The sequence below is a fragment of the Halomonas sp. ND22Bw genome, from assembly GCF_003011945.1.
In the GTDB taxonomy this organism is placed as follows: domain Bacteria; phylum Pseudomonadota; class Gammaproteobacteria; order Pseudomonadales; family Halomonadaceae; genus Halomonas; species Halomonas halophila.
On the sequence record NZ_PXWD01000004.1, the window covers coordinates 123,720 to 141,059 of the forward strand.

19 protein-coding genes are annotated in these 17,340 nt (G+C 67.9%); 6 read left to right on the forward strand and 13 right to left on the reverse strand.

The window, feature by feature from the left end; translation table 11 throughout:
• Positions 1–10: 10 nt before the first annotated feature.
• The gene (locus tag CVH10_RS07620) at positions 11–445 is read right to left on the reverse strand and encodes a hypothetical protein (RefSeq protein WP_369335749.1); all 435 of its coding nucleotides are present in this window, start codon (positions 443–445) and stop codon (positions 11–13) included.
• Positions 446–794: 349 nt separating this feature from the next.
• Complete coding sequence (gene nhaD / locus CVH10_RS07625; RefSeq protein ID WP_106488323.1) at positions 795–2,270, reverse strand: sodium:proton antiporter NhaD; 1,476 nt, start codon at positions 2,268–2,270, stop codon at positions 795–797.
• Positions 2,271–2,516: 246 nt separating this feature from the next.
• On the opposite strand from nhaD, the gene CVH10_RS07630 reads away from it, so the two are divergent.
• Positions 2,517–3,230, forward strand: coding sequence for a DUF3581 domain-containing protein (locus CVH10_RS07630; protein WP_035593827.1), 714 nt, complete (start codon positions 2,517–2,519; stop codon positions 3,228–3,230).
• 109 nt (positions 3,231–3,339) lie between these two features.
• Here the strand turns inward: CVH10_RS07630 and chrA are convergent, their stop codons facing one another.
• The gene (chrA, locus tag CVH10_RS07635; RefSeq protein ID WP_106488264.1) at positions 3,340–4,527 is read right to left on the reverse strand and encodes a chromate efflux transporter; all 1,188 of its coding nucleotides are present in this window, start codon (positions 4,525–4,527) and stop codon (positions 3,340–3,342) included.
• A 116-nt stretch (positions 4,528–4,643) separates the two neighbouring features.
• On the opposite strand from chrA, the gene CVH10_RS07640 reads away from it, so the two are divergent.
• Positions 4,644–5,612 carry a magnesium transporter CorA family protein gene (locus CVH10_RS07640; protein WP_035593823.1) on the forward strand — a complete coding sequence of 323 codons (969 nt, stop codon included), beginning with the start codon at positions 4,644–4,646 and terminating at the stop codon, positions 5,610–5,612.
• Between the two features lie 100 nt (positions 5,613–5,712).
• A complete protein-coding gene (locus CVH10_RS07645; protein WP_035593822.1) occupies positions 5,713–6,948 on the forward strand; it encodes a DUF3422 domain-containing protein in 1,236 nt (411 codons plus the stop codon).
• 257 nt (positions 6,949–7,205) lie between these two features.
• On the opposite strand, the gene CVH10_RS07650 is transcribed toward CVH10_RS07645, so the two are convergent.
• The 5 genes from CVH10_RS07650 to CVH10_RS07670 all read right to left on the reverse strand — a co-directional run bounded on the left by CVH10_RS07650 (position 7,206) and on the right by CVH10_RS07670 (position 11,179).
• Positions 7,206–7,865, reverse strand: a complete 660-nt coding sequence (locus CVH10_RS07650) for a hypothetical protein (protein ID WP_181244372.1) — start codon at positions 7,863–7,865, stop codon at positions 7,206–7,208.
• 105 nt (positions 7,866–7,970) lie between these two features.
• A complete protein-coding gene (locus CVH10_RS07655) occupies positions 7,971–8,828 on the reverse strand; it encodes a hypothetical protein (RefSeq protein WP_035593820.1) in 858 nt (285 codons plus the stop codon).
• Entirely contained in the window at positions 8,815–9,504 is a 690-nt protein-coding gene (locus CVH10_RS07660) for a hypothetical protein (protein ID WP_106488265.1), read from the reverse strand. Before CVH10_RS07660 ends, CVH10_RS07655 begins: the two co-directional genes overlap by 14 nt.
• A complete protein-coding gene (locus CVH10_RS07665; RefSeq protein ID WP_035593815.1) occupies positions 9,501–10,616 on the reverse strand; it encodes a beta-ketoacyl-ACP synthase III in 1,116 nt (371 codons plus the stop codon). Before CVH10_RS07665 ends, CVH10_RS07660 begins: the two co-directional genes overlap by 4 nt.
• Positions 10,613–11,179: a diguanylate cyclase gene (locus CVH10_RS07670; RefSeq protein ID WP_106488266.1), complete on the reverse strand. Its 567-nt coding sequence runs from the start codon at positions 11,177–11,179 to the stop codon at positions 10,613–10,615. The genes CVH10_RS07665 and CVH10_RS07670 overlap by 4 nt, the downstream gene beginning before the upstream one ends.
• Before the next feature lie 341 nt (positions 11,180–11,520).
• Between CVH10_RS07670 and CVH10_RS07675 the strand changes: the two genes are divergently transcribed.
• On the forward strand, positions 11,521–11,970 hold the full coding sequence (locus tag CVH10_RS07675) for a hypothetical protein (protein ID WP_106488267.1): 450 nt from the start codon (positions 11,521–11,523) through the stop codon (positions 11,968–11,970).
• A gap of 11 nt (positions 11,971–11,981) precedes the next feature.
• On the opposite strand, the gene arfB is transcribed toward CVH10_RS07675, so the two are convergent.
• On the reverse strand, positions 11,982–12,395 hold the full coding sequence (gene arfB / locus CVH10_RS07680; protein ID WP_046079486.1) for an alternative ribosome rescue aminoacyl-tRNA hydrolase ArfB: 414 nt from the start codon (positions 12,393–12,395) through the stop codon (positions 11,982–11,984).
• Positions 12,396–12,485: 90 nt separating this feature from the next.
• Positions 12,486–12,701 (reverse strand): DUF3820 family protein, encoded by a 216-nt coding sequence (locus CVH10_RS07685; protein WP_035593808.1) that lies wholly within the window; start codon positions 12,699–12,701, stop codon positions 12,486–12,488.
• Positions 12,702–12,857: 156 nt separating this feature from the next.
• On the opposite strand from CVH10_RS07685, the gene CVH10_RS07690 reads away from it, so the two are divergent.
• Positions 12,858–13,490 carry an SDR family oxidoreductase gene (locus CVH10_RS07690; protein WP_106488268.1) on the forward strand — a complete coding sequence of 211 codons (633 nt, stop codon included), beginning with the start codon at positions 12,858–12,860 and terminating at the stop codon, positions 13,488–13,490.
• Between the two features lie 6 nt (positions 13,491–13,496).
• Here the strand turns inward: CVH10_RS07690 and CVH10_RS07695 are convergent, their stop codons facing one another.
• On the reverse strand, positions 13,497–14,378 hold the full coding sequence (locus tag CVH10_RS07695; RefSeq protein WP_369335750.1) for a GGDEF domain-containing protein: 882 nt from the start codon (positions 14,376–14,378) through the stop codon (positions 13,497–13,499).
• Positions 14,379–14,382: 4 nt separating this feature from the next.
• Complete coding sequence (locus tag CVH10_RS07700) at positions 14,383–15,171, reverse strand: EAL domain-containing protein (protein WP_035593803.1); 789 nt, start codon at positions 15,169–15,171, stop codon at positions 14,383–14,385.
• Positions 15,172–15,351: 180 nt separating this feature from the next.
• On the opposite strand from CVH10_RS07700, the gene CVH10_RS07705 reads away from it, so the two are divergent.
• The gene (locus CVH10_RS07705) at positions 15,352–15,717 is read left to right on the forward strand and encodes a hypothetical protein (RefSeq protein WP_106488270.1); all 366 of its coding nucleotides are present in this window, start codon (positions 15,352–15,354) and stop codon (positions 15,715–15,717) included.
• Positions 15,718–15,805: 88 nt separating this feature from the next.
• Here the strand turns inward: CVH10_RS07705 and CVH10_RS07710 are convergent, their stop codons facing one another.
• Positions 15,806–17,248, reverse strand: coding sequence for a DHA2 family efflux MFS transporter permease subunit (locus tag CVH10_RS07710; RefSeq protein ID WP_106488271.1), 1,443 nt, complete (start codon positions 17,246–17,248; stop codon positions 15,806–15,808).
• Between the last annotated feature and the right edge of the window lie 92 nt (positions 17,249–17,340).

Consider the following 17,340-nt stretch of genomic DNA (forward strand, 5'->3'; position numbering starts at 1 on the left):
AAGGCGTGTCCTATTCCATGGTGATGACTTGGACGCGGTCATCCAGCTTCTCCCTTTCCAGATAGCCCAGGGCGCCTGGGGTGTCGGCAATTCGTTCGAGCATCTCCGCCTGGGTGCTCACTCGCTCGGGGGCCTGCCCCGTGCCGGAAAACACCGCGCGATCCCAGGCCAGCTGTAGCTGGTGGGGATAGACCGATAGCCGCTGCTTGACGAAGCGGGCATGCACGGGGTGGCGGTTGGGCAGCACGAAGATGCGGGCGGCCTGTCCGTTCGGCCAGGTGCGCTGTCGCATGGCGAACAGCGCTCGGGTGATATCGCGGGTCAGCGATTGCGTGGTGACGTCCGGGTGGGCGACCAGCAGCACCGCCTGTGCCTCGTTATCGTCTCCCTGGTCCGCCGCGACCCATGGCGCGACGCTCAGCAGCAGCGCGAGGCCAATGGCCATTACCACACGCCGGCGCATTCGGGCCCTCCCGGCCATGACACGAGCTTGGGGGAAACGCCGCTGGGCGGGCGACATGGCAGTTGGAGGCTTCGGGTGGCGCGGATAGGGCTCCATCCGGGAGCCGGCAATGAAGGCGAACAGGATGGGGACGATGGCGCTATCTCCCTGTCGACTCGTCGGGGGTTATCGTTATGCATCTCTCGGAGCGCCTCTGCCGAGGTGGACGGTGCGGGCCCGCTGAGCGTTTCGGCACAGCTTACCTTTATCAGTGCATGACGAAAAGATAATGCAAATTGGCCCCTTCTGCTTGTGGTCATGAGGCTCGGCGGCACTACCGCCGAGCCCGCTCTCAGCCGTAGACGCCGAAGCTGCCGGCATTGATCCACAGATGCGCGACGACGCTGGCGGCATACCCCAGGGCGATCACCGGTGACCAGCGCAGGTGGCCCATGAAGGTGTAGTTGCCCCGCGCCTGGCCCATCAGGGCGACGCCGGCCGCCGAGCCCACTGACAGCAGGCTGCCGCCGACCCCGGCGGTGAGCGTGATCAGCAGCCAGTGGCCGTGGGACATCTCCGGCTCCATGGTCAGTACCGCGAACATCACCGGAATGTTGTCGACCACCGCCGAGATGACGCCGAGGACGATGTTGGCGCCGGTGGCGTTCCAGCCGGTGTAGAGAGCGTCGGAGAGCAGTGCCAGGTAGCCCATGAAGCCCAGCCCGCCCACGCACATCACCACGCCGTAGAAGAACAGCAGGGTATCCCACTCGGCCCGGGCCACCCGCTTGTAGACATCGAAGGGCACCACGCTGCCCAGCTGCTCGAGCATCTTCCAGTCGCCGCGCTGGGTGTAGAGGGTGCGCTTGCGCTCCAGCGAGCGAGGCAGCGTCTGGCGCAGGTAGTAGCCGAAGAACTGCAGGTAGCCGAGCCCGGTCATCATGCCCAGCACCGGAGGCAGGTGCAGCAGCGTATGACAGGCCACGGCGGTGCTCACGGTGAGCAGGAACAGCACGATGATGCGCCGGGCCCCGCGCTTGAGGACGACATCCTCCTCTAGGCTGGCCGGCACGCGGTTCTTGATGAAGAAGCTCATCACCGCGGCGGGAATCAGGAAGTTCACCAGCGACGGCACCAGCAGGGCGAAGAACTCCTGGAAGTGCACGATGCCGGCCTGCCAGACCATCAGGGTGGTGATGTCGCCGAAGGGACTGAAGGCGCCGCCGGCATTGGCCGCCACCACGATGTTGATGCAGGCCAGGTTGATGAAGGGCTTGTCGCCCTCGGCGACCTTGGTGACCACCGCGCACATCAGCAGCGCCGTGGTCAGGTTGTCCGCCACCGGCGAGATCACGAACGACAGCACGCCGGTCATCCAGAACAGGGTCCGATAGCTGAAGCCCTTGCGCACCATCCAGGCGCGCAGGGCATCGAAGACGCCGCGCTCGTCCATGGCGTTGATGTAGGTCATCGCCACCAGCAGGAACAGCATCAGCTCGGTGAACTCGAGCAGGGTGATGCGGAAGGCATGTTCCGACTCGCTCGACATCCCGGACTGCACATAGACCCAACCGATCAGCCCCCAGATCAGGCCCGCCGCCACCAGCACCGGCTTGGACTTGCGCATGTGGAGCTTTTCCTCGGCCATGACCAGCGCATAGGCCAGCACGAAGATCATCACCGCCAGGCCGCCGACGAACGACTGCGTCAGGTCCAGCGAGCCGGTCGCGGCGGCGGCGGGCGAGGCGAGCAGCGGTAGCATGGCAAGGGCCAGCCAGCGGGCGGCGGGCAAGCGAGAGCGAGGCGGTGAACGATGGAGTGTCAGCATGGCGACGATCATCCCGTGGTGAAGTGTGTGGAGCATCCGGAAAAGGGGGTTCACCCAACAGCCTACTGAGACGTGGCGCTGACGGGATTGCCCCTTTGGTAGGGGATAGCGGAGCGGATCAACGCTAAGGTCGCAGTCGGATGTCGGGATTCGGCGCCCGAAGCGGGAAAAATTGTGGCATCATCTGCTCCCTCCGGTGATGACCGGAATCGCATCGCCAACGACTTCAGGGCAGGCTCTCGACGCATGTTTCTCGATGATTACCACTCGCGCACGGACTCGCGGCTCTGCATCACCGCCGAGCAGGCGAGCCGTTTCGCCAAGCGCGTCGCCGGTGACTTCAACCCCATTCATAATCCGGATGCGCGGCGCTTCTGCGTGCCCGGCGACCTGCTCTTCGCCCTGGTCCTGGCTCGCTTCGGCCTCTCCCAGCACATGACCTTCCGCTTCCTGAGCATGGTCGGCGCCGAGGTGCCGCTGGCCTTCGACGAGGACGACGACGGCCGGATCCGGGTGCGCGACGACAGCGGCAAGTGCTATCTCGAGGTGGAGCGAAGCGGTGACATCACCCGCGACGAAGCCGTGGTCGAGGCCTTCACGCGCTGCTACGTGGCTTTCTCCGGCAAGAACTTCCCGCACTACCTGAAACCGCTGATGGAAGACCGCGGCGTGATGTTCAATCCCAAGCGTCCGCTGGTGATCTACGACAGCATGGGCTTCTCGCTGGAGCGCCTGGACGGCATCGAGCCGGGGCTGGAACTGGCGGATGCGTCGCTGGACGTAGTCGGCAAGCGCGGTGATGCGCTGCTCGAGTTCCGCATCATGGCCGGCGGCGAGGAAGTCGGCACCGGCTCCAAGAAGCTGGTGGTCAGCGGGCTTTGCGACTACGACGCCTGCACCATGGACGCCGTGGTCGAGGAGTTCTATCGCCTCAAGGCGGCCCACGACGCCGAGGCCTGAGCCCCTCGCCTCACCGGGTTCGCCCCACCGTGCTCGACAGGACCGCCCTTCGGGGCGGTCCTTTGCGTCTGGGTCCACATGTCTGGGCCACACGTCTGGCCTCGGGCGGTCAGGGCGACGAAGGCAGCCCCAGTAGCATGCCGCCCAGGCCGCATAGCAGCACCACCCACCAGGCCGGGCGCTGCCACACCGTCAGCAGCAGAAAGCCTACCAGGGCCAGCGCGAACTCCGCCGGCCCCAGGATCGCGCTGGTCCACACCGGCTGGTACAGCGTCGCCGCCAGCAGGCCGACCACCGCGGCGTTGGCGCCGCGCATCAGCGCCTGCAGTCCGGGACGGGTGCGCAGGGCGTTCCAGAACGGTATCGTCCCCGCGAGCAGCAGCATCCCCGGCAGGAAGATCGCCCCCAGCGCCAGCAGCGCGCCGGGCACCCCGTTCGTGGCCATGCCCAGATAGGCCGAGAAGGTGAACAGCGGACCCGGCACCGCCTGGGCCGCGCCGTAGCCGCTGAGGAAGGCGTCCGGCGATACCCAGCCCGGCTGCACCACCTCGGCCTCAAGCAGCGGCAGCACCACATGGCCGCCGCCGAACACCAGCGCTCCCGAACGGTAGAAGGCGTCCACCAGGGCGATGCCCTGACCGATGCCGGCCTGGGCCAGCAGCGGCAGCCCGATCAACAGGCCGGCGAAGGCCAGCAGGCAGGCGGCGCCCGTGCGCTTGCCAAGGCCGATGTTCAGCACCGCCGGTCGTACCTGGCCGGCCTCGCGGCAGATCAGCCCGCCGGCCAGGGCGCCGAGCACGATGGCCAGCAGCTGGCCCATCGGGCCGTTCACCGTCAGCACCAGCAGCGTCGCGGCCACGGCGATGGTGGCACGGCGCCGGTCGGGGCACAGGCGGCCTGCCATGCCCCAGACGGCATGGGCGACGATGGCTACCGCCACCACCTTCAGGCCATGCAGCAGGCCGTCGCCGAGCGGGCCGGACAGGCTTCCCGCGCCCAGCGCGAAGGCCATCAGCAGCAGCGCCGAGGGCAGGGTGAAAGCTGCCCAGGCGGCCAGGGCGCCTAGCGGGCCGCCGCGCAGCAGGCCCAGGGCGAAGCCGACCTGGCTGCTGGCCGGGCCCGGCAGGAACTGGCACAGCGCCACCAGGTCGGCATAGGCGTGCTCGTCGAGCCAGCGGCGGCGCACCACGAACTCCTGGCGGAAATAGCCGAGGTGGGCGACGGGGCCGCCGAAGGCGGTCAGGCCCAGCAGCAGGAAGGCGCGGAAGACGTCGGCGACGCGAGAGGGTGGGGACATGATGGCTCCGGACAGGATGTGGCAAGGCGAGCTGATGGATGGCCGCGGGCGGGGTGGGCAAACGCCGGCCCATGCCGCAAGATGCCGACATTGTCCCGTCAAAGGATGACCGAGCGATGATACGCACACTGCTGGTGGTGCCGGGCGAGGCCGAACTCCGCGGCGGCGAGGAGCTGATCGCACGCTGGCGAGAGCGTCCCGACAGCCATCTGTGGGTCGACCTGCAGGGCGAGTCCCTGGCGGACGAGCGGGCCTTCCTGGAAGGCTTCGGTTTTCACCCGCTGGCCATCGACGACGTGCACCGCGAGCGCCATCCGCCCAAGATCGAGGAGTTCGAGGACCATACCCTGATCCTCTATCGCGGCATTTCCTCCTTCGACGCCGAGCTTCGCTACGAGCCCCAGCGGATCGCCTTCCTGCTAGGCGAACGCCTGCTGATCAGTTTGCATCCCGGGTTGGCGCTGAGCATCGACCGGCTGATGAGTCAGGATGCCGGCGCCCTGCTGGCGCGGTCGCCGGCGTTCGTGGCGCTGCGCGTCATGTATGCCTCCGCCGGCTACTATCTGGACGGCCTGCTGGCCTTCGAGACCGAGCTGAGCGACCTCGAGGACGCCCTGGTCGAGAACGGCAACGACGAGCTGATGCGACGGCTGATCGGCTATCGCTCGCGGCTGGTGAAGATGCGCCGGCTCTACAACTACCACCTGGGCATCACCCAGGAGATCACCGCCTATGATTACGCCCACCTGCCGCGCGGCAACGAGGAGACCCTGCACGCCATCAACGACGTGCACGAGCGCTTCGAGCGGCTGCACAGCCTGACCCAGATGTACTACGACATCTGCGGCGACCTGATCGACGGCCACCTGTCGCTGTCCTCGCACCGGCTCAACGAGACCATGCGCGTGCTGACGGTGATCACCGCGATCTTCGTGCCGCTGACCTTCATCGCCGGCATCTACGGCATGAACTTCAGCCACATGCCGGAGCTTGACTACCGTTACGGCTACTTCATCGTGATGGGCGCGATGCTGACGATCGGCGTCGGGCTGCTGTGGTGGTTCCGGCGCGTCAAATGGCTATGAGCGCAGCCGGTGGGGCATAGTGCCGCAGCGCGAGCGGCTTCCCCGCGGCCGCCCGGGCCCGTAGTCTCGAGGGTCCCCCCTTTCTGACGCGGTTCCGACCATGCATTCCCAGCGCGAACAACTTCATAACGAGCTGCATGCCCGGCCCTCGATCTACTTCGCCGGGCCGGCACACCTTCACCACTATGCCTTTCTCGACACCGACGGCGTCTGCGACGGCATCGTCCGGCGCCTGTGCGAGCTGAGCGACACCCGGCCCGCGGCCGATGCCGTCCAGGGCATCCTGACCCTCGACGGCGACCGAGTGCTCAAGTGGGAGCGCCACACCGAGTTCTTCACCCTCACCCTGATGGTGCCGATCGGCGACGACGCACCGCTGTGGCCGGACCCGCCGCCGCGGCTGGCCGAGATCGCCGAGGCCCATCACGAGGCGCTGATCAGCGCCACCCTGATTCGCGTGGAGAACGAGGCCGACTGGGCCGGTGACACCGCTCACTATGGCTTCGTCGATCCTTCCGGCTCGCGGGTTGCCGGGGGCGATGCCACGGTGTGGAGCGACTTCCGCCTCGACGAGGTCGGCGTCAATCGCATGCTGCTCGTCAATCGAGCCCTCAACGATTTCCGCCTCGGCCGCATCGGCCGCCGGCTGCTCGAGATCGAGACCTATCGCATGATGGCGTCGCTGGCGCTGCCTCTGGCCAAGTCCCTCGGCGGTGAACTGGCGGGCTTCGAGGCAGAGCTCGGTGAGCTCTCCGACCGCAACGCCGAGGGATTGCCCGAGGGGCCGCGTCCGCTGCTGGCGGCGATCGCCTCGCTGTCGGCCCGGCTCGAACGCAGCGGCGCGCGCAGTCGTCATCGCTTCGCCGCCACCGAGGCCTATGCCGGCATCGTCTTCGACCGGGTCGAGCGGCTGCGCGAGAGCCGTGTGGGCGACTGTCAGCGGCTGGGCGTCTTCCTGATGCGCCGCTTCCAGCCCACGGTACGCTACTGTGCCGCGGTGGATCGTCGCCAGGAGCGGCTGGCCGAGAACGTGGCACGCCTCAACGACCTGCTGCGGACCCGTGCCCAGGTGGAGATCGAGGAGCAGAACGTCGAGATCCTCAAGAGCCTCGACGCGCGCTCCAGCAGTCAGCTGAAGATCCAGAAGGCCGTCGAGGGCCTGTCGATCATCGTCATCAGCTACTACCTGTTCAGCCTGATCAAGCTGGCGCTGGGCAGCCTCGAGGCACTGGGCATGCCGATCGCCCCATGGCGGGCGGTGGCGGTGTTCGGGCCGCTGGCGATCCTGCTGCTGGTACTGCTGGGGTGGCGGATATGGCGGGTCAAGAACCACTGAGTCTGAGGGAAATTGCCCGCGCTCGGTTATACGGCGTTAAAAACCATCTCGTGCGCGAGTCCGATCAGAATGCTCATTTACTACGTGTAAACTCGCTCGCGAGCCCGGTCCGTTCTTCGTTGATTTTTGCCTTGCGACCCACAGGGAAGTGGGAAGTGCGTTGGCCCGTCGGGAGCGGGCCTAGCCCTAACCTTCGCTCGGCAACTTTCCGCTGAATCCTCGGTCGGGCGCCGGCGGTGGCCGGCGCCCGGCGGGCATCACTTCAGATAGATCTGGCCCTGCTCGTAGAGTGAACGGCAGTCGTTGGCGTCGTGGTAGCGATCCTCGTCGAGGTTGATCGAGTGCACGCCCGGGCCGCCGAAGCGGGGGTCGTCGCATTCGCCGTCGTTGGCCCACTGGCTGGTGTTGTCGCCCCACTCGATGCCGTGGGACGACCCGCCGGAACCGGTGGAGACGTTGCCGCCGCCCCAGGCGGGAGACGCTTCGGAAATGTAGAGCTCGGCCTCGGGCAGGTTGCCCGACTGGTAGGTGCCGACCCAGATGTTGTAGTTGCCCGAGGGCGGGTTGTTCCACACGATGCCCGGGTTGGTGCCGGCCGCGGTGGAAAAGTCGTCGTTGCAGTGCCAGTTGCCTTCGGCATCGAAGACCACCAGGGTGGTGTCCGCCTGGGACTTGGCGTAGATGCTCAGCTGGTACTGGCCGGCCTGGTAGTTGAGGTCCAGGTCGGGATCGCCGCTGACGTAGCCGCTGCAGTTGGGCCCCGCCTCGCTCGCGGAGCGGCTGCCGCCGGCGGTGAGCGAGGTCACGTGGGGGTCGGGCTGGAAGCCCGAGTTGAGATTGACGGTGCCGTAGGTGGGCGTGGCCTGCCAGTCCAGGGCCTGGGCAGCGGCGCTGAAGCACAGCAGCGGAAGAGCCACGAGCGCAGCCTTGCGATGAATCGACGACATGAGTCTGTTCCCTTGCGATGTTTTGAGTCTTGGTGCGTGGCGCACCTCTCAATACTACTTAGCCCCCCGTGAAAGTCACGACGTCTCCTCCTTCTGGCCCAGGCCCTCATCCCCCTGGCGGAGCGCCTCCAGCCGCGCGTAGAGGTGTTCGGTGAAGAAACCGTGCATCAGGAAGCGCTGGCTGAGGTTCCAGGGACCCACCAGGTAGTGCGGGTACTTGTTGTAGGCCAGCTCGGCGAGGCTCGGGTCGTCGATCATGCGGCCGATGCGCAGCGCGATCGACTGGTCGAGGTTGAAGCCGTTGATGGCGTCGCGGTACTCCTCGCGGGTCAGCAGCAGGCAGAACAGGCACATGAACAGCACGTGGGCGCTCTCGAAGTCGAGTACCTGGGTGCGGCGACGTTCGAGCGTGAATTCGGCCATGTCCAGCGGCCGCCAGTGGTCCCAGCGCAGCGCGCCGGGCGGGCGTGGCGCGGTGTCCTGGCCGCGCTCGCCGAGCTCGGCGAAGGCCCGGAACAGCTCCTGGTCGTGATCGACGAAGCTCGCCGTGAGCATGTCCTCGATGCGCCGGGGATACAGCGTCAGCGGCTCGACATCGCCGGCGGCGCCGTTGTCGATCAGGAAGTTGATCACGTTCGACTCGGTGGCGTAGTGGCGCAGGATCAGCAGGTTGGCCTCGGGGCTGACCACGTGCCGGCAGAACCAGCAGATCAGCCGCTGCAGCAGGCCGTGGGCGCGGAACTGCGGCAGTGGCAGTCGCTTGAGAAACCAGGTCAGATGCAGCAGCGCGCCCAGCACCAGCTGCAGCAGCGGGCGCAGCGACCAGCGCGTGGGGCGTTCCATGTCGTCGAGCCAGAGCCGCAGCGCCTCGCGCTCGATCGGCAGGGTGTCGTCGGCCTCCAGGGCGCGCAGGAAGGGGCTACGTCGGCTCATGGTCGATCTCCTCGAGCTGCAGGGCATAGAGCCGCGCCACCACCCGGGCGGTGCGCAGGATCGCACGGCGCTCCGCCTCGCCGCGGCAGACCCGGTCGAGCATCGCGTAGAGCTTGTCCAGGTGGGCATCGTCGTTGGCGCCGTGATAGCGCATGAAGCGCGTGGCGCCGCCGTCGCCGCCGAGGGCCGCGTCGATGCGCCGGGCCCAGTCGTCGGCCATCTTGTGGCCGAGCCCCTCGATGATCCACATGGCGCCGATCAGGTCGACCGGGTTGGGCTGGCTGGCGCGGTGCATCATGAAGGCGTGCAGCGCCTCGCTGCCGGCGTTGCGCTCGGCGTGAACGATCGTCTGGCGCTCGCCGCCGGCCGCCACGTAGTCGGCCTCCAGCATCTCGTAGTCGCGGTGTTCCTCCCGGGCGTGCTCGATCACCATCGAGCGCACGTCGGCGAAGTCGCGCTCGAAGCTGGAGGCGCCGCGGGTGATCCAGCGCGCGCCCTCGATCACCTGCTGGCGCAGGTGGCACAGCAGCCGGCGGTAGTCCTCGTCGGTGAAGCGGTCGCGCTCCAGGCGCTTGAGGATCGGCACCCGGCTCAGCTGGCGCTCGAAGTCGAACCAGACGCGCATCAGGCCCTGCAGGCAGGCCTGGCCCTCGGAGGTGGTGACCTTGTCGCTCATGAGGTGGCCTCCCTGACCACGGTGAGGTGCATGTAGACGTTGTTGAAGCGCCCGCTCTCGGGCACGAAGCACAGCAGGGTCTCGCCCTCGGCGAGCTCGCGGGTGCGGCGGAACTCGTCGAGCATGATGAACAGCGAGGCGCAGCCGGTGTTACCGCGGGTGTAGAGGTTGGTGTACCACTTCTCCTCGGGAATGGCGGCGCCGGCCTGGGTCAGCATGTCGTAGATCTGGCCGCGGAAGTGATGCGACGAGTAGTGGCACAGCAGGTGGTCGACCTCGTCGACCTTCACCCGGCCCTCGTCGATCAGCCGCAGCAGGCCGTCGACGCCGAGCTTCACCAGGTGATCGAGCAGCCGCACGTCCTGGCGGATCAGCAGCGCGCCGTCGGCCTCGGCCTCGGCGTAGGTGGGGTAGTCCTGCCAGCTCGGGTGGCGCCCCTGGCCGTTCGGTCGGCCCACGCTCATGCACACCGGGAAGGCGTCGGCGTGGGACACGCCGCGAATCCAGTCGATGCGAAAACTGAGGCCGCGCGGGCGATCCTCCAGCAGCAGGGCGCCGGCGCCGTCGGAGAGCATCCAGCGCAGGAACTCGGCGTTGAAGTCCGGCGTCGCCCCGGCGGCTTCGAAGCGGCTGGCCTTGAACAGCCGCGAGGCCAGCTCGCTGGCAACCACCAGCGCATTGCCGTGCTCGCCGGCGCGGATCGCCGTCCAGGCCGCCTTCAGCGCCATCATGCTGCTCGAGCAGATGCCGTGGCTGGTGTGCAGCTCCAGGCTCGGCAGGCCCAGCTCGGCCTGCACCATGCTGCCGAAGCCCGGCAGCACCAGGTCGCCCTGGCTGGTGGCCACGCTGAGCATGTCGAGGCGGGCATCGGGCAGGTAGCCCTGATCCAGGCAGTCGCGGCCGGCCAGGGCGGCCATCTCGCCGTTGCTGACGGTGGTGCGATGCTCGGCGTCGATGGCGTAGTGGCGTGTCTGGATGCCGTTGGATTGCAGGATGCGCCGCTTGAGCCGGCTGGGCCTGCCGTGGACTCGGCCCAGCACCTCCTCGATGCGCGCGTTGTCGACCGGTTCGCCGGGCAGATGGTGGCCGGTGCTGGTGATGTAGACGCTCATGCCGGCCTCCGGCGCTTCAGGGCGAACACCAGGCAGCGCAGGTTCTCCTCCGCATAGGGGAAGATCGCCAGTACCGCCATGAAGGCGAGATAGCCGGGCAGGTAGCCGTCACCCCCGTGGGGCGTTTCCAGCGGCACCAGCGACAGCTGGCCGGCCCAGTTCAGGGTCAGCAGGTCCGCCACCACCGTGCCGTTGATCACCGCGATCAGCGCCAGCATGTAGAGCGGCAGGCTGGCCAGGTAGTTGTGGGCGTGCATCTCCCAGATGCTGATGTGGCGGCGCGGGGCGGCGTAGTGGACGTCCCAGTGGGCGACCAGCTCGTGCAGTATCCAGGCCGCCAGGCAGATCAGCAGCACCAGCACGTTGACCTCAAAGAGCAGGCAAAGAAGGATCGGAATGCCGACCTGGAGGCCCATCAGCGAATGGACCAGCGACTCCTTGAGCCCCGAGGTGGCCTCGATGCGGGTGGCCCGATGGCAGCACCAGTCGACGAAGCCGGCGATGCCCCATAGCGGCAGGAAAACGTAGAGCAGGACCTGGATCAGCAGCGCATCGGTGGTCATGGCGTGACCTCGCGGCGATGGCGGAACACGGTGGGTGACACGATGAGGATCTCCTTTCCATGGAGGGGTATCGGTGTTATGAAACACTGTTCGAAAACGAGTCTAGCCGATCGTCGCGCAAATGCAAACGATCGTTTGAATCGGCCGTGGCGAGGGCCGTCGCCATCACGTCAGTGAGCGTGGCGGAACGGCGGAGCGTTTGGGTTTCGCGGCGCGAAGCGGTGCAGAGAATATAAGTCATGGCGCATGGAAAAGCTCGCCGCCGGCAGGCGTCGGGGTGGGGCACTATGCTGAGGGAGCCATTGTGCTTGCCCCGAATACTGCATAGGGAGGTTCACGCCATGTCCACGACATCCATCGCCGCCCGGTTCGGCCGCGGCTTGCTGCTGACGCTGCCGCTGCTCGCCGGCACGGCGCTCGCCAGTAAGGGGCAGGACCTGGTCTTCCAGGGCGACGCCAGCTTCCAGGGGCCCCACGGCGGCCAGGCGATTCAGGCGGCGCTGGTCGACACGGCCCTCGACGAGACCATCGCGGTGGAGACCGGCAAGGTCTCTGCCGAGGATGCCCCGAGCTTCGCCTTCACCTTTCCCGGCGCGCTGGAAGCGGACGGCCAGTACGCCGTGCACTACTGGATCGATGCCAACTTCGGCGGCGGCACCGCCGGCAACTGCGACCCCATGCAGCACGATCACCAGTGGAGCGTGGCCATCGAGCCCGGCGACGGGCCGGTGACGCATAGCGAGCGTCACGATCCCTCGACGCAGAGTGCCGTCTGCGACACCTTCCGCTGAGCCCGACGTGCCTAGAGCTTCACCTTGCCGCGCAGCGCCTTGGTCTGGCCCTTCTTGACCTTCTTGTCGACCCGGCGGCGCTGGGAGCCCTTGGTCGGCTTGGTCGGCTTGCGCGCCTTGCGCTGCTGGATGGCCTGGCGGATCAGCTCGCGCAGCCGGTTCAGCGCGTCTTCCTTGTTGAGCTCCAGGGTACGGTGCTCCTGGGCCTTGATCACGATCACCCCGTCCTTGCTGATGCGCTGGTCGGAGAGCGCCAGCAGGCGTTCCTTGTAGAACTCCGGCAGGCTCGAGGCGGGGATGTCGAAACGCAGATGCACCGCCGAGGCGACCTTGTTGACGTTCTGCCCGCCCGCGCCCTGGGCGCGGATCTGGTGAATCTCGATCTCGTGGTCGGGCACTTCCACGGTATTGGAGATACGCAGCATGCTGTCCTCGCGGTGGGTGAATGAATAGGGTGAATGAGCAGGGGGAATCAAGAGGGGGATGAACAGGGGGGCGGTGGGTGGAGCGGCCGTTCAGCCGCGCCGGCGCAGCGGTTCGAGCAGCTCGCTGAGGCCGTTGTGGTCGATCTCGTGCATCAGCTGCAGCAGCTGGCCGATCTGGCCCGCCGGGAAGCCCTCGCGGGCGAACCAGGCGAGATAGGGGCCGGGAAGATCGGCGATCAGGGTGCCTTCGTACTTGCCGAAGGGCATGCGCTGGGTGACCAGGCGTTGCAGATCCTCGGGTTGCAAGGCGCCGCTCCTCTAGGGTGAATGAAAACGAGGCCGCAGGGTACGCCACCGGGAGCCGGGCGGCCAGTGGCCGGTGGATTTCCCGCACCGCCCTTGAATCCCGGCGGGCCGGCCCGCATGCCTGTCTGACATCCATGGCACATGAGGGATCTTCCCATGACCACCCTGGTGATCGGCGCCAACGGCCAGATCGGCCGCCTGTTCTGCGAGCTGGCCCAGCAGGCCGGCGAGCCCGTTCGGGCGATGGTTCGCAATGACGACCAGCGCGCCTGGTTCGAGGCGCGGGGCATCGAGACCGTGATCGGCGACCTGGAGGGCGAGCTGCGTCATGCCTTCGAGGGCTGCGACCAGGTGGTGTTCACCGCCGGCTCCGGGCCGCACACCGGCCCCGACAAGACGCTGCTGATCGACCTCAACGGTGCCATGCGCGCGGTGGATATGGCCGCCGAGCGGGGTCTCGAGCGCTTCGTGATGGTCAGCGCCCTGCGCGTCGACGACCCGCTGGCCGGACCGGAGAAGCTGCGCCCCTATCTCGCCGCCAAGCGTGCCGCCGATGCCTATCTCAAGGCCGCCGAGGTGCCCTGGGCGATTCTCAAGCCGGGCCGCCTCACCGACGAGGCGGCCACCCGGCGCGTCGCCGCCTCGCTGGAGGAAAACGGCGGCCACAACGACGTCTCCCGGGCCAACGTGGCCCATGCGCTGCTGCATCTGGTGCAGGGCAAGGCGGAGAACGACCGCGAGTATCCGCTGCTGGACGGCGAGCGCGAGATCGACGCGGTGCTGGCCTGAGGCCTCTCAGCCCACCAGGGTCCGGTTGCGGCCGTCCCGTTTGGCCCGATAGAGGGCGCGATCGGCCCGCTCCAGCAGCAGATGGCTGGCCTCGTTCGCCTCGAGCGAGGCCAGGCCGACCGAGATCGTCAGGGGGATCCGCTCCTCGCCCAACGGCGTCGCCGCGAGCCGCTCGCGCAGCCGGTCGATGGCGCAGCGGGCTTCGGTCTGGCGGGCACCGGGCAGGATCACCAGGAATTCCTCGCCGCCCAGGCGTGCCAGCACGTCGTAGCCGCGCAGCGCCTCCTCCATGCGCTCGGTGGCGCCTTGCAGCACCCTGTCGCCCACCGCATGGCCGTGGCGGTCGTTGACCAGCTTGAAGTGATCGAGATCGCAGATCGCCACGCACAGCGACGTGCCATGGCGCCGGGCACGCGAGATCTCCTCCTCCAGTCGGGCCAGGCCGGCGCGACGGTTGAGCAGCCCCGTGAGCTCGTCATGACGGGCCAGGAACTCGAGGCGCTGTTCCATGGCCTTGCGCTCGGTGATGTCGGTGATGAAGGTGATGCGCCTGGGGCGGCCGTCGTCGCCTTCCTGGCGCAACGATTCGACGATGATGCTGCGTCGTTCGCCGTCGCGGCGAACCACCTCCCACTCCTGTCGATCGTCGTGTTCGGCCTCGCCCTGCATGAAGTCGCGATGCCGCGCGAGCATCGCCGCCTGGCTGGCTTCCGGCATGATCAGGGTGAAGGGCCGGCCCAGCAGTTCCTCCTCCGCATAGCCGTAGAATGCGCAGTAGGCCGGATTGACCATCTCGTAGGTGCCGTCCTCGCTGGTGATGCAGATGCCGATGGGTGCGTCACGCACCAGTCGCGGCACGCCGTCGGAGCGGGTCAGGGTCAGCGGCATGGGCTCATCCTCGGTCCAGCGGGCGGGGAAACAGCGCATCGATGCGCCGGGCCGGTGACTCGGCCAGGGCGTCGAGGGCCGGCCGGGCGAAGTAATAGCCCTGCTGCAGCGGAATGCCGGCCTCGAACAGCCAGCGCGCTTCCTCGGCGGTCTCCACGCCCTCGGCGATCAGCGTCACGCCGAGCGGGCCGGCCATGGCGGCCAGCGCCTTGACCATCGCCTGGCGGCGCGGGTCCCGGTGGCAGCCCTGAATCAGCTGGCGATCGATCTTGAGCTTGTCCGGATACAGCTCGGTCAGCACGTCTAGGTTGGCGTGCCCGGTGCCGAAGTCGTCCAGCGCCACCCGGAAGCCCGCCTGGCGGTAGGCCTTGATGATCGCCGCCAGGTGGTCGCGGTCCACCACGCGCTCGGTCTCGACGATCTCGAAGATCAGCCGCTCCAGCGGCCAGCCCACGCGACGCGAGACTTCCAGCGTGGCGCTCAGGCAGGCCGCGGGCTCGTAGACCGCGTTGGGCAGGAAGTTGATCGAGAGCGGCACCTTCATGCCGAGCCGGCTGGCCTGCTCGATGGCCCGCACGCGGCAGGCCTGGTCGAAGCGGTACATCAGCCGGTCGTCGACCTGGCGCAGTACCGAATGGGCGGACTCTCCGTCAGGGCCTCGCACCAGCGCCTCGTAGGCGTGGATCTCGCGGCGGCCGACGTCGATGATCGGCTGGAAGGCCATGGCGAAGTCGAAGGGCAGCTCGATCTCGCAGCGGTTGCAGTGATTGGCGACCCTGGCGCAGTGTCCCATGGTGGTTCCTTTTTCGATGCGCTCGCGACTGCGGAGCAGTCAGGGAGAGGCGATGGCGTGCATTTTATTTTACTTATTTTTAATCATGTATCGCCTTTGTACAAGTATTATCCCGGCCTCGACGCGCCACGCCTCGAGCGGCATCATCCACGCGCCCCTGATACATGAGGATCGACCCCCATGAGCGATGCTGAAGCCCCACTGTCGGCCCGCGTCCGCCGGCTGCTGGAGGCGGCCCCCGAGGACAGGCTGCCGTTGACCTACCAGCGGCTCGCCGAGGCCCTGGCGCTCACGCCGCCGCGTACCATTCGCCGCGTGGCGCTGGCCCTGGAACAGCTGATGCGGGAAGACGCCGCCGCCGGCCGACCCTTCATCGCCGCGCTGGTGGTCAGCCGACAGGGCGAGGGCCTGCCGCGCACGGGCTTCTTCGAACTGGCCGTCGAGCTGGGGCGCTTTCCGCAGGATCCGGCGCGCCATGCCGAGGCCTGGCGGGAGGAGTTCAGACGCGCCGTCGCCGGGCGCGAGGGCCACAACGACCAGGCCTGACAACGACGACGCCCGCCGAAGGGCGGGCGTCGTGGCTCGGGTGAGCGGAAGCGCGTATGGAGGGCGCTGTGGAGAGCGCCGTGGAGCGTCAGTCGCGGCGCCAGCGGCTGACCAGCAGCGTCGGCACGATGAGGATCACAAGGCTGATCACCATCATCCAGAAGCCGTCCTGATAGGCGAGGATCGAGGCCCGGCCGTCGGGCGACACCTCTCCGGTCGGTGCGCCGGCGATCCGGCGGCCGTGCACGACGGTCTGGTGCTCGAGCAGGATCACCAGCCCGGCGGTGCCCAGGGCGCCGCCCAGCTGCATCACGAAGTTGAGCATGCCAGAGCCGTAGCCGGTCAGGCGTGCCGGCAGCGCGGCGATGGCGTTGGCCAGCGTCGGCGGCGGGTAGGCCGCCATGCCGATCGCCATGATGCCCATGATGCCGGCCAGGGCGGCGAAGCTGGTGCTGGCGTCCATCTGCGCCATTCGCCACACCGCGTACGCCGTGCTGGCCAGGCCCGGCAGGGTCAGCCACAGCGGCGGGTGGCGGTCGCTGAGCCAGCCGACCAGCGGTACCAGCACGCCGAGCACCGCCGTGGAGGGCAGGTAGATCATGCCGGTGGTGATCGGACTGAAGTGCAGCACCGACTGCACGAACTGCGGCAGCAGGTACATCACGCTGTAGAAGGTGCCACCGAACAGCAGCATCGCCAGGGTGCCGACCACGAACAGCCGGTAGCGGAAGATCGACAGATCCATCAGCGGCTGCGCGCAGCGCCGCTGCCAGGCCACGAAGGCCGCGCCGGCGACCAGCGAGAACAGTGCCAGCCCGACGATGCGCGGGTCGCTCCAGCCCCAGCGCTGGCCGCTGGAGAGCGCCGTCAGCAGGGCGAACACGGCGGCCAGCAGCAGCCCGGCGCCGGCCCAGTCGAACGGCGGCAGCGGGCCGCGGCCTTCCCTGGGCGGGAGGAAAAACCCGCCCATCACCACCGCCGCCGCGCAGATCGGCAGCGGCACGAAGAACACGTAGTGCCACGACAGGTGCTCCACCAGCCAGCCGCCGATCACCGTCGCCAGGGTCAGCGGCAGTCCCAGGCACATGCCGTACATGGCCACCGCCATGCCGCGCCCCTCGGCGGGATAGACGTCGAACAGCACCTGCATCGCCAGCGGTCGGATCAGGCCGGTCATGGCGCCCTGGATCACCCGGGCGGCGACCAGCATCGCCATGCCGTTGCCCAGTCCGCCGAGGATCGAGGCGGCGATGAAGGTCAGCAGCAGTCCCGCATAGGTGGCGCGCTGACCGATGGCGTGCACCAGCCAGGGGGCCACCAGCAGCGACACCGTGGTGGAGGCCAGGAAGCCCGTGGAGAGCCACTGGGCCTCGGCGTCGCTCAGGCCGAGATCGTCGCTGATGAAGGGAATCGCCACGTTGACGATGGTGATCGACATGCCCAGCGCCACCAGGCCCAGCATCACGGTGAGCGTGACCCACAGCCGATAGCGGGGGCCGTAGCGCAGGTGGAGTCGGTCCCTCTGGGTCATGGCAGTCGCCTCGCGTCGGAGGTGGACGGGGAGCGCGGGGTCGGGCGATGCAGGGGAGGACGGCGCTGGGTCGAGCAATGAGAGGTGACATC

Excerpts from the sequence above, each read along its gene's own strand:
- CVH10_RS07675 (WP_106488267.1), top strand. The coding sequence starts at position 11,521 with ATGTCCACGACATCCATCGCCGCCCGGTTCGGCCGCGGCTTGCTGCTG.
- CVH10_RS07620 (WP_369335749.1), bottom strand. The coding sequence starts at position 445 with ATGGCCATTGGCCTCGCGCTGCTGCTGAGCGTCGCGCCATGGGTCGCG.
- CVH10_RS07690 (WP_106488268.1), top strand. The coding sequence starts at position 12,858 with ATGACCACCCTGGTGATCGGCGCCAACGGCCAGATCGGCCGCCTGTTC.
- CVH10_RS07700 (WP_035593803.1), bottom strand. The coding sequence starts at position 15,171 with ATGGGACACTGCGCCAGGGTCGCCAATCACTGCAACCGCTGCGAGATC.
- CVH10_RS07710 (WP_106488271.1), bottom strand. The coding sequence starts at position 17,248 with ATGACCCAGAGGGACCGACTCCACCTGCGCTACGGCCCCCGCTATCGG.
- CVH10_RS07640 (WP_035593823.1), top strand. The coding sequence starts at position 4,644 with ATGATACGCACACTGCTGGTGGTGCCGGGCGAGGCCGAACTCCGCGGC.
- nhaD (WP_106488323.1), bottom strand. The coding sequence starts at position 2,270 with ATGCTGACACTCCATCGTTCACCGCCTCGCTCTCGCTTGCCCGCCGCC.
- CVH10_RS07655 (WP_035593820.1), bottom strand. The coding sequence starts at position 8,828 with ATGAGCCGACGTAGCCCCTTCCTGCGCGCCCTGGAGGCCGACGACACC.
- arfB (WP_046079486.1), bottom strand. The coding sequence starts at position 12,395 with ATGCTGCGTATCTCCAATACCGTGGAAGTGCCCGACCACGAGATCGAG.
- CVH10_RS07645 (WP_035593822.1), top strand. The coding sequence starts at position 5,713 with ATGCATTCCCAGCGCGAACAACTTCATAACGAGCTGCATGCCCGGCCC.
- CVH10_RS07665 (WP_035593815.1), bottom strand. The coding sequence starts at position 10,616 with ATGAGCGTCTACATCACCAGCACCGGCCACCATCTGCCCGGCGAACCG.
- CVH10_RS07630 (WP_035593827.1), top strand. The coding sequence starts at position 2,517 with ATGTTTCTCGATGATTACCACTCGCGCACGGACTCGCGGCTCTGCATC.
- CVH10_RS07660 (WP_106488265.1), bottom strand. The coding sequence starts at position 9,504 with ATGAGCGACAAGGTCACCACCTCCGAGGGCCAGGCCTGCCTGCAGGGC.
- CVH10_RS07705 (WP_106488270.1), top strand. The coding sequence starts at position 15,352 with ATGAGCGATGCTGAAGCCCCACTGTCGGCCCGCGTCCGCCGGCTGCTG.
- CVH10_RS07695 (WP_369335750.1), bottom strand. The coding sequence starts at position 14,378 with ATGCCGCTGACCCTGACCCGCTCCGACGGCGTGCCGCGACTGGTGCGT.
- chrA (WP_106488264.1), bottom strand. The coding sequence starts at position 4,527 with ATGTCCCCACCCTCTCGCGTCGCCGACGTCTTCCGCGCCTTCCTGCTG.
- CVH10_RS07670 (WP_106488266.1), bottom strand. The coding sequence starts at position 11,179 with ATGACCACCGATGCGCTGCTGATCCAGGTCCTGCTCTACGTTTTCCTG.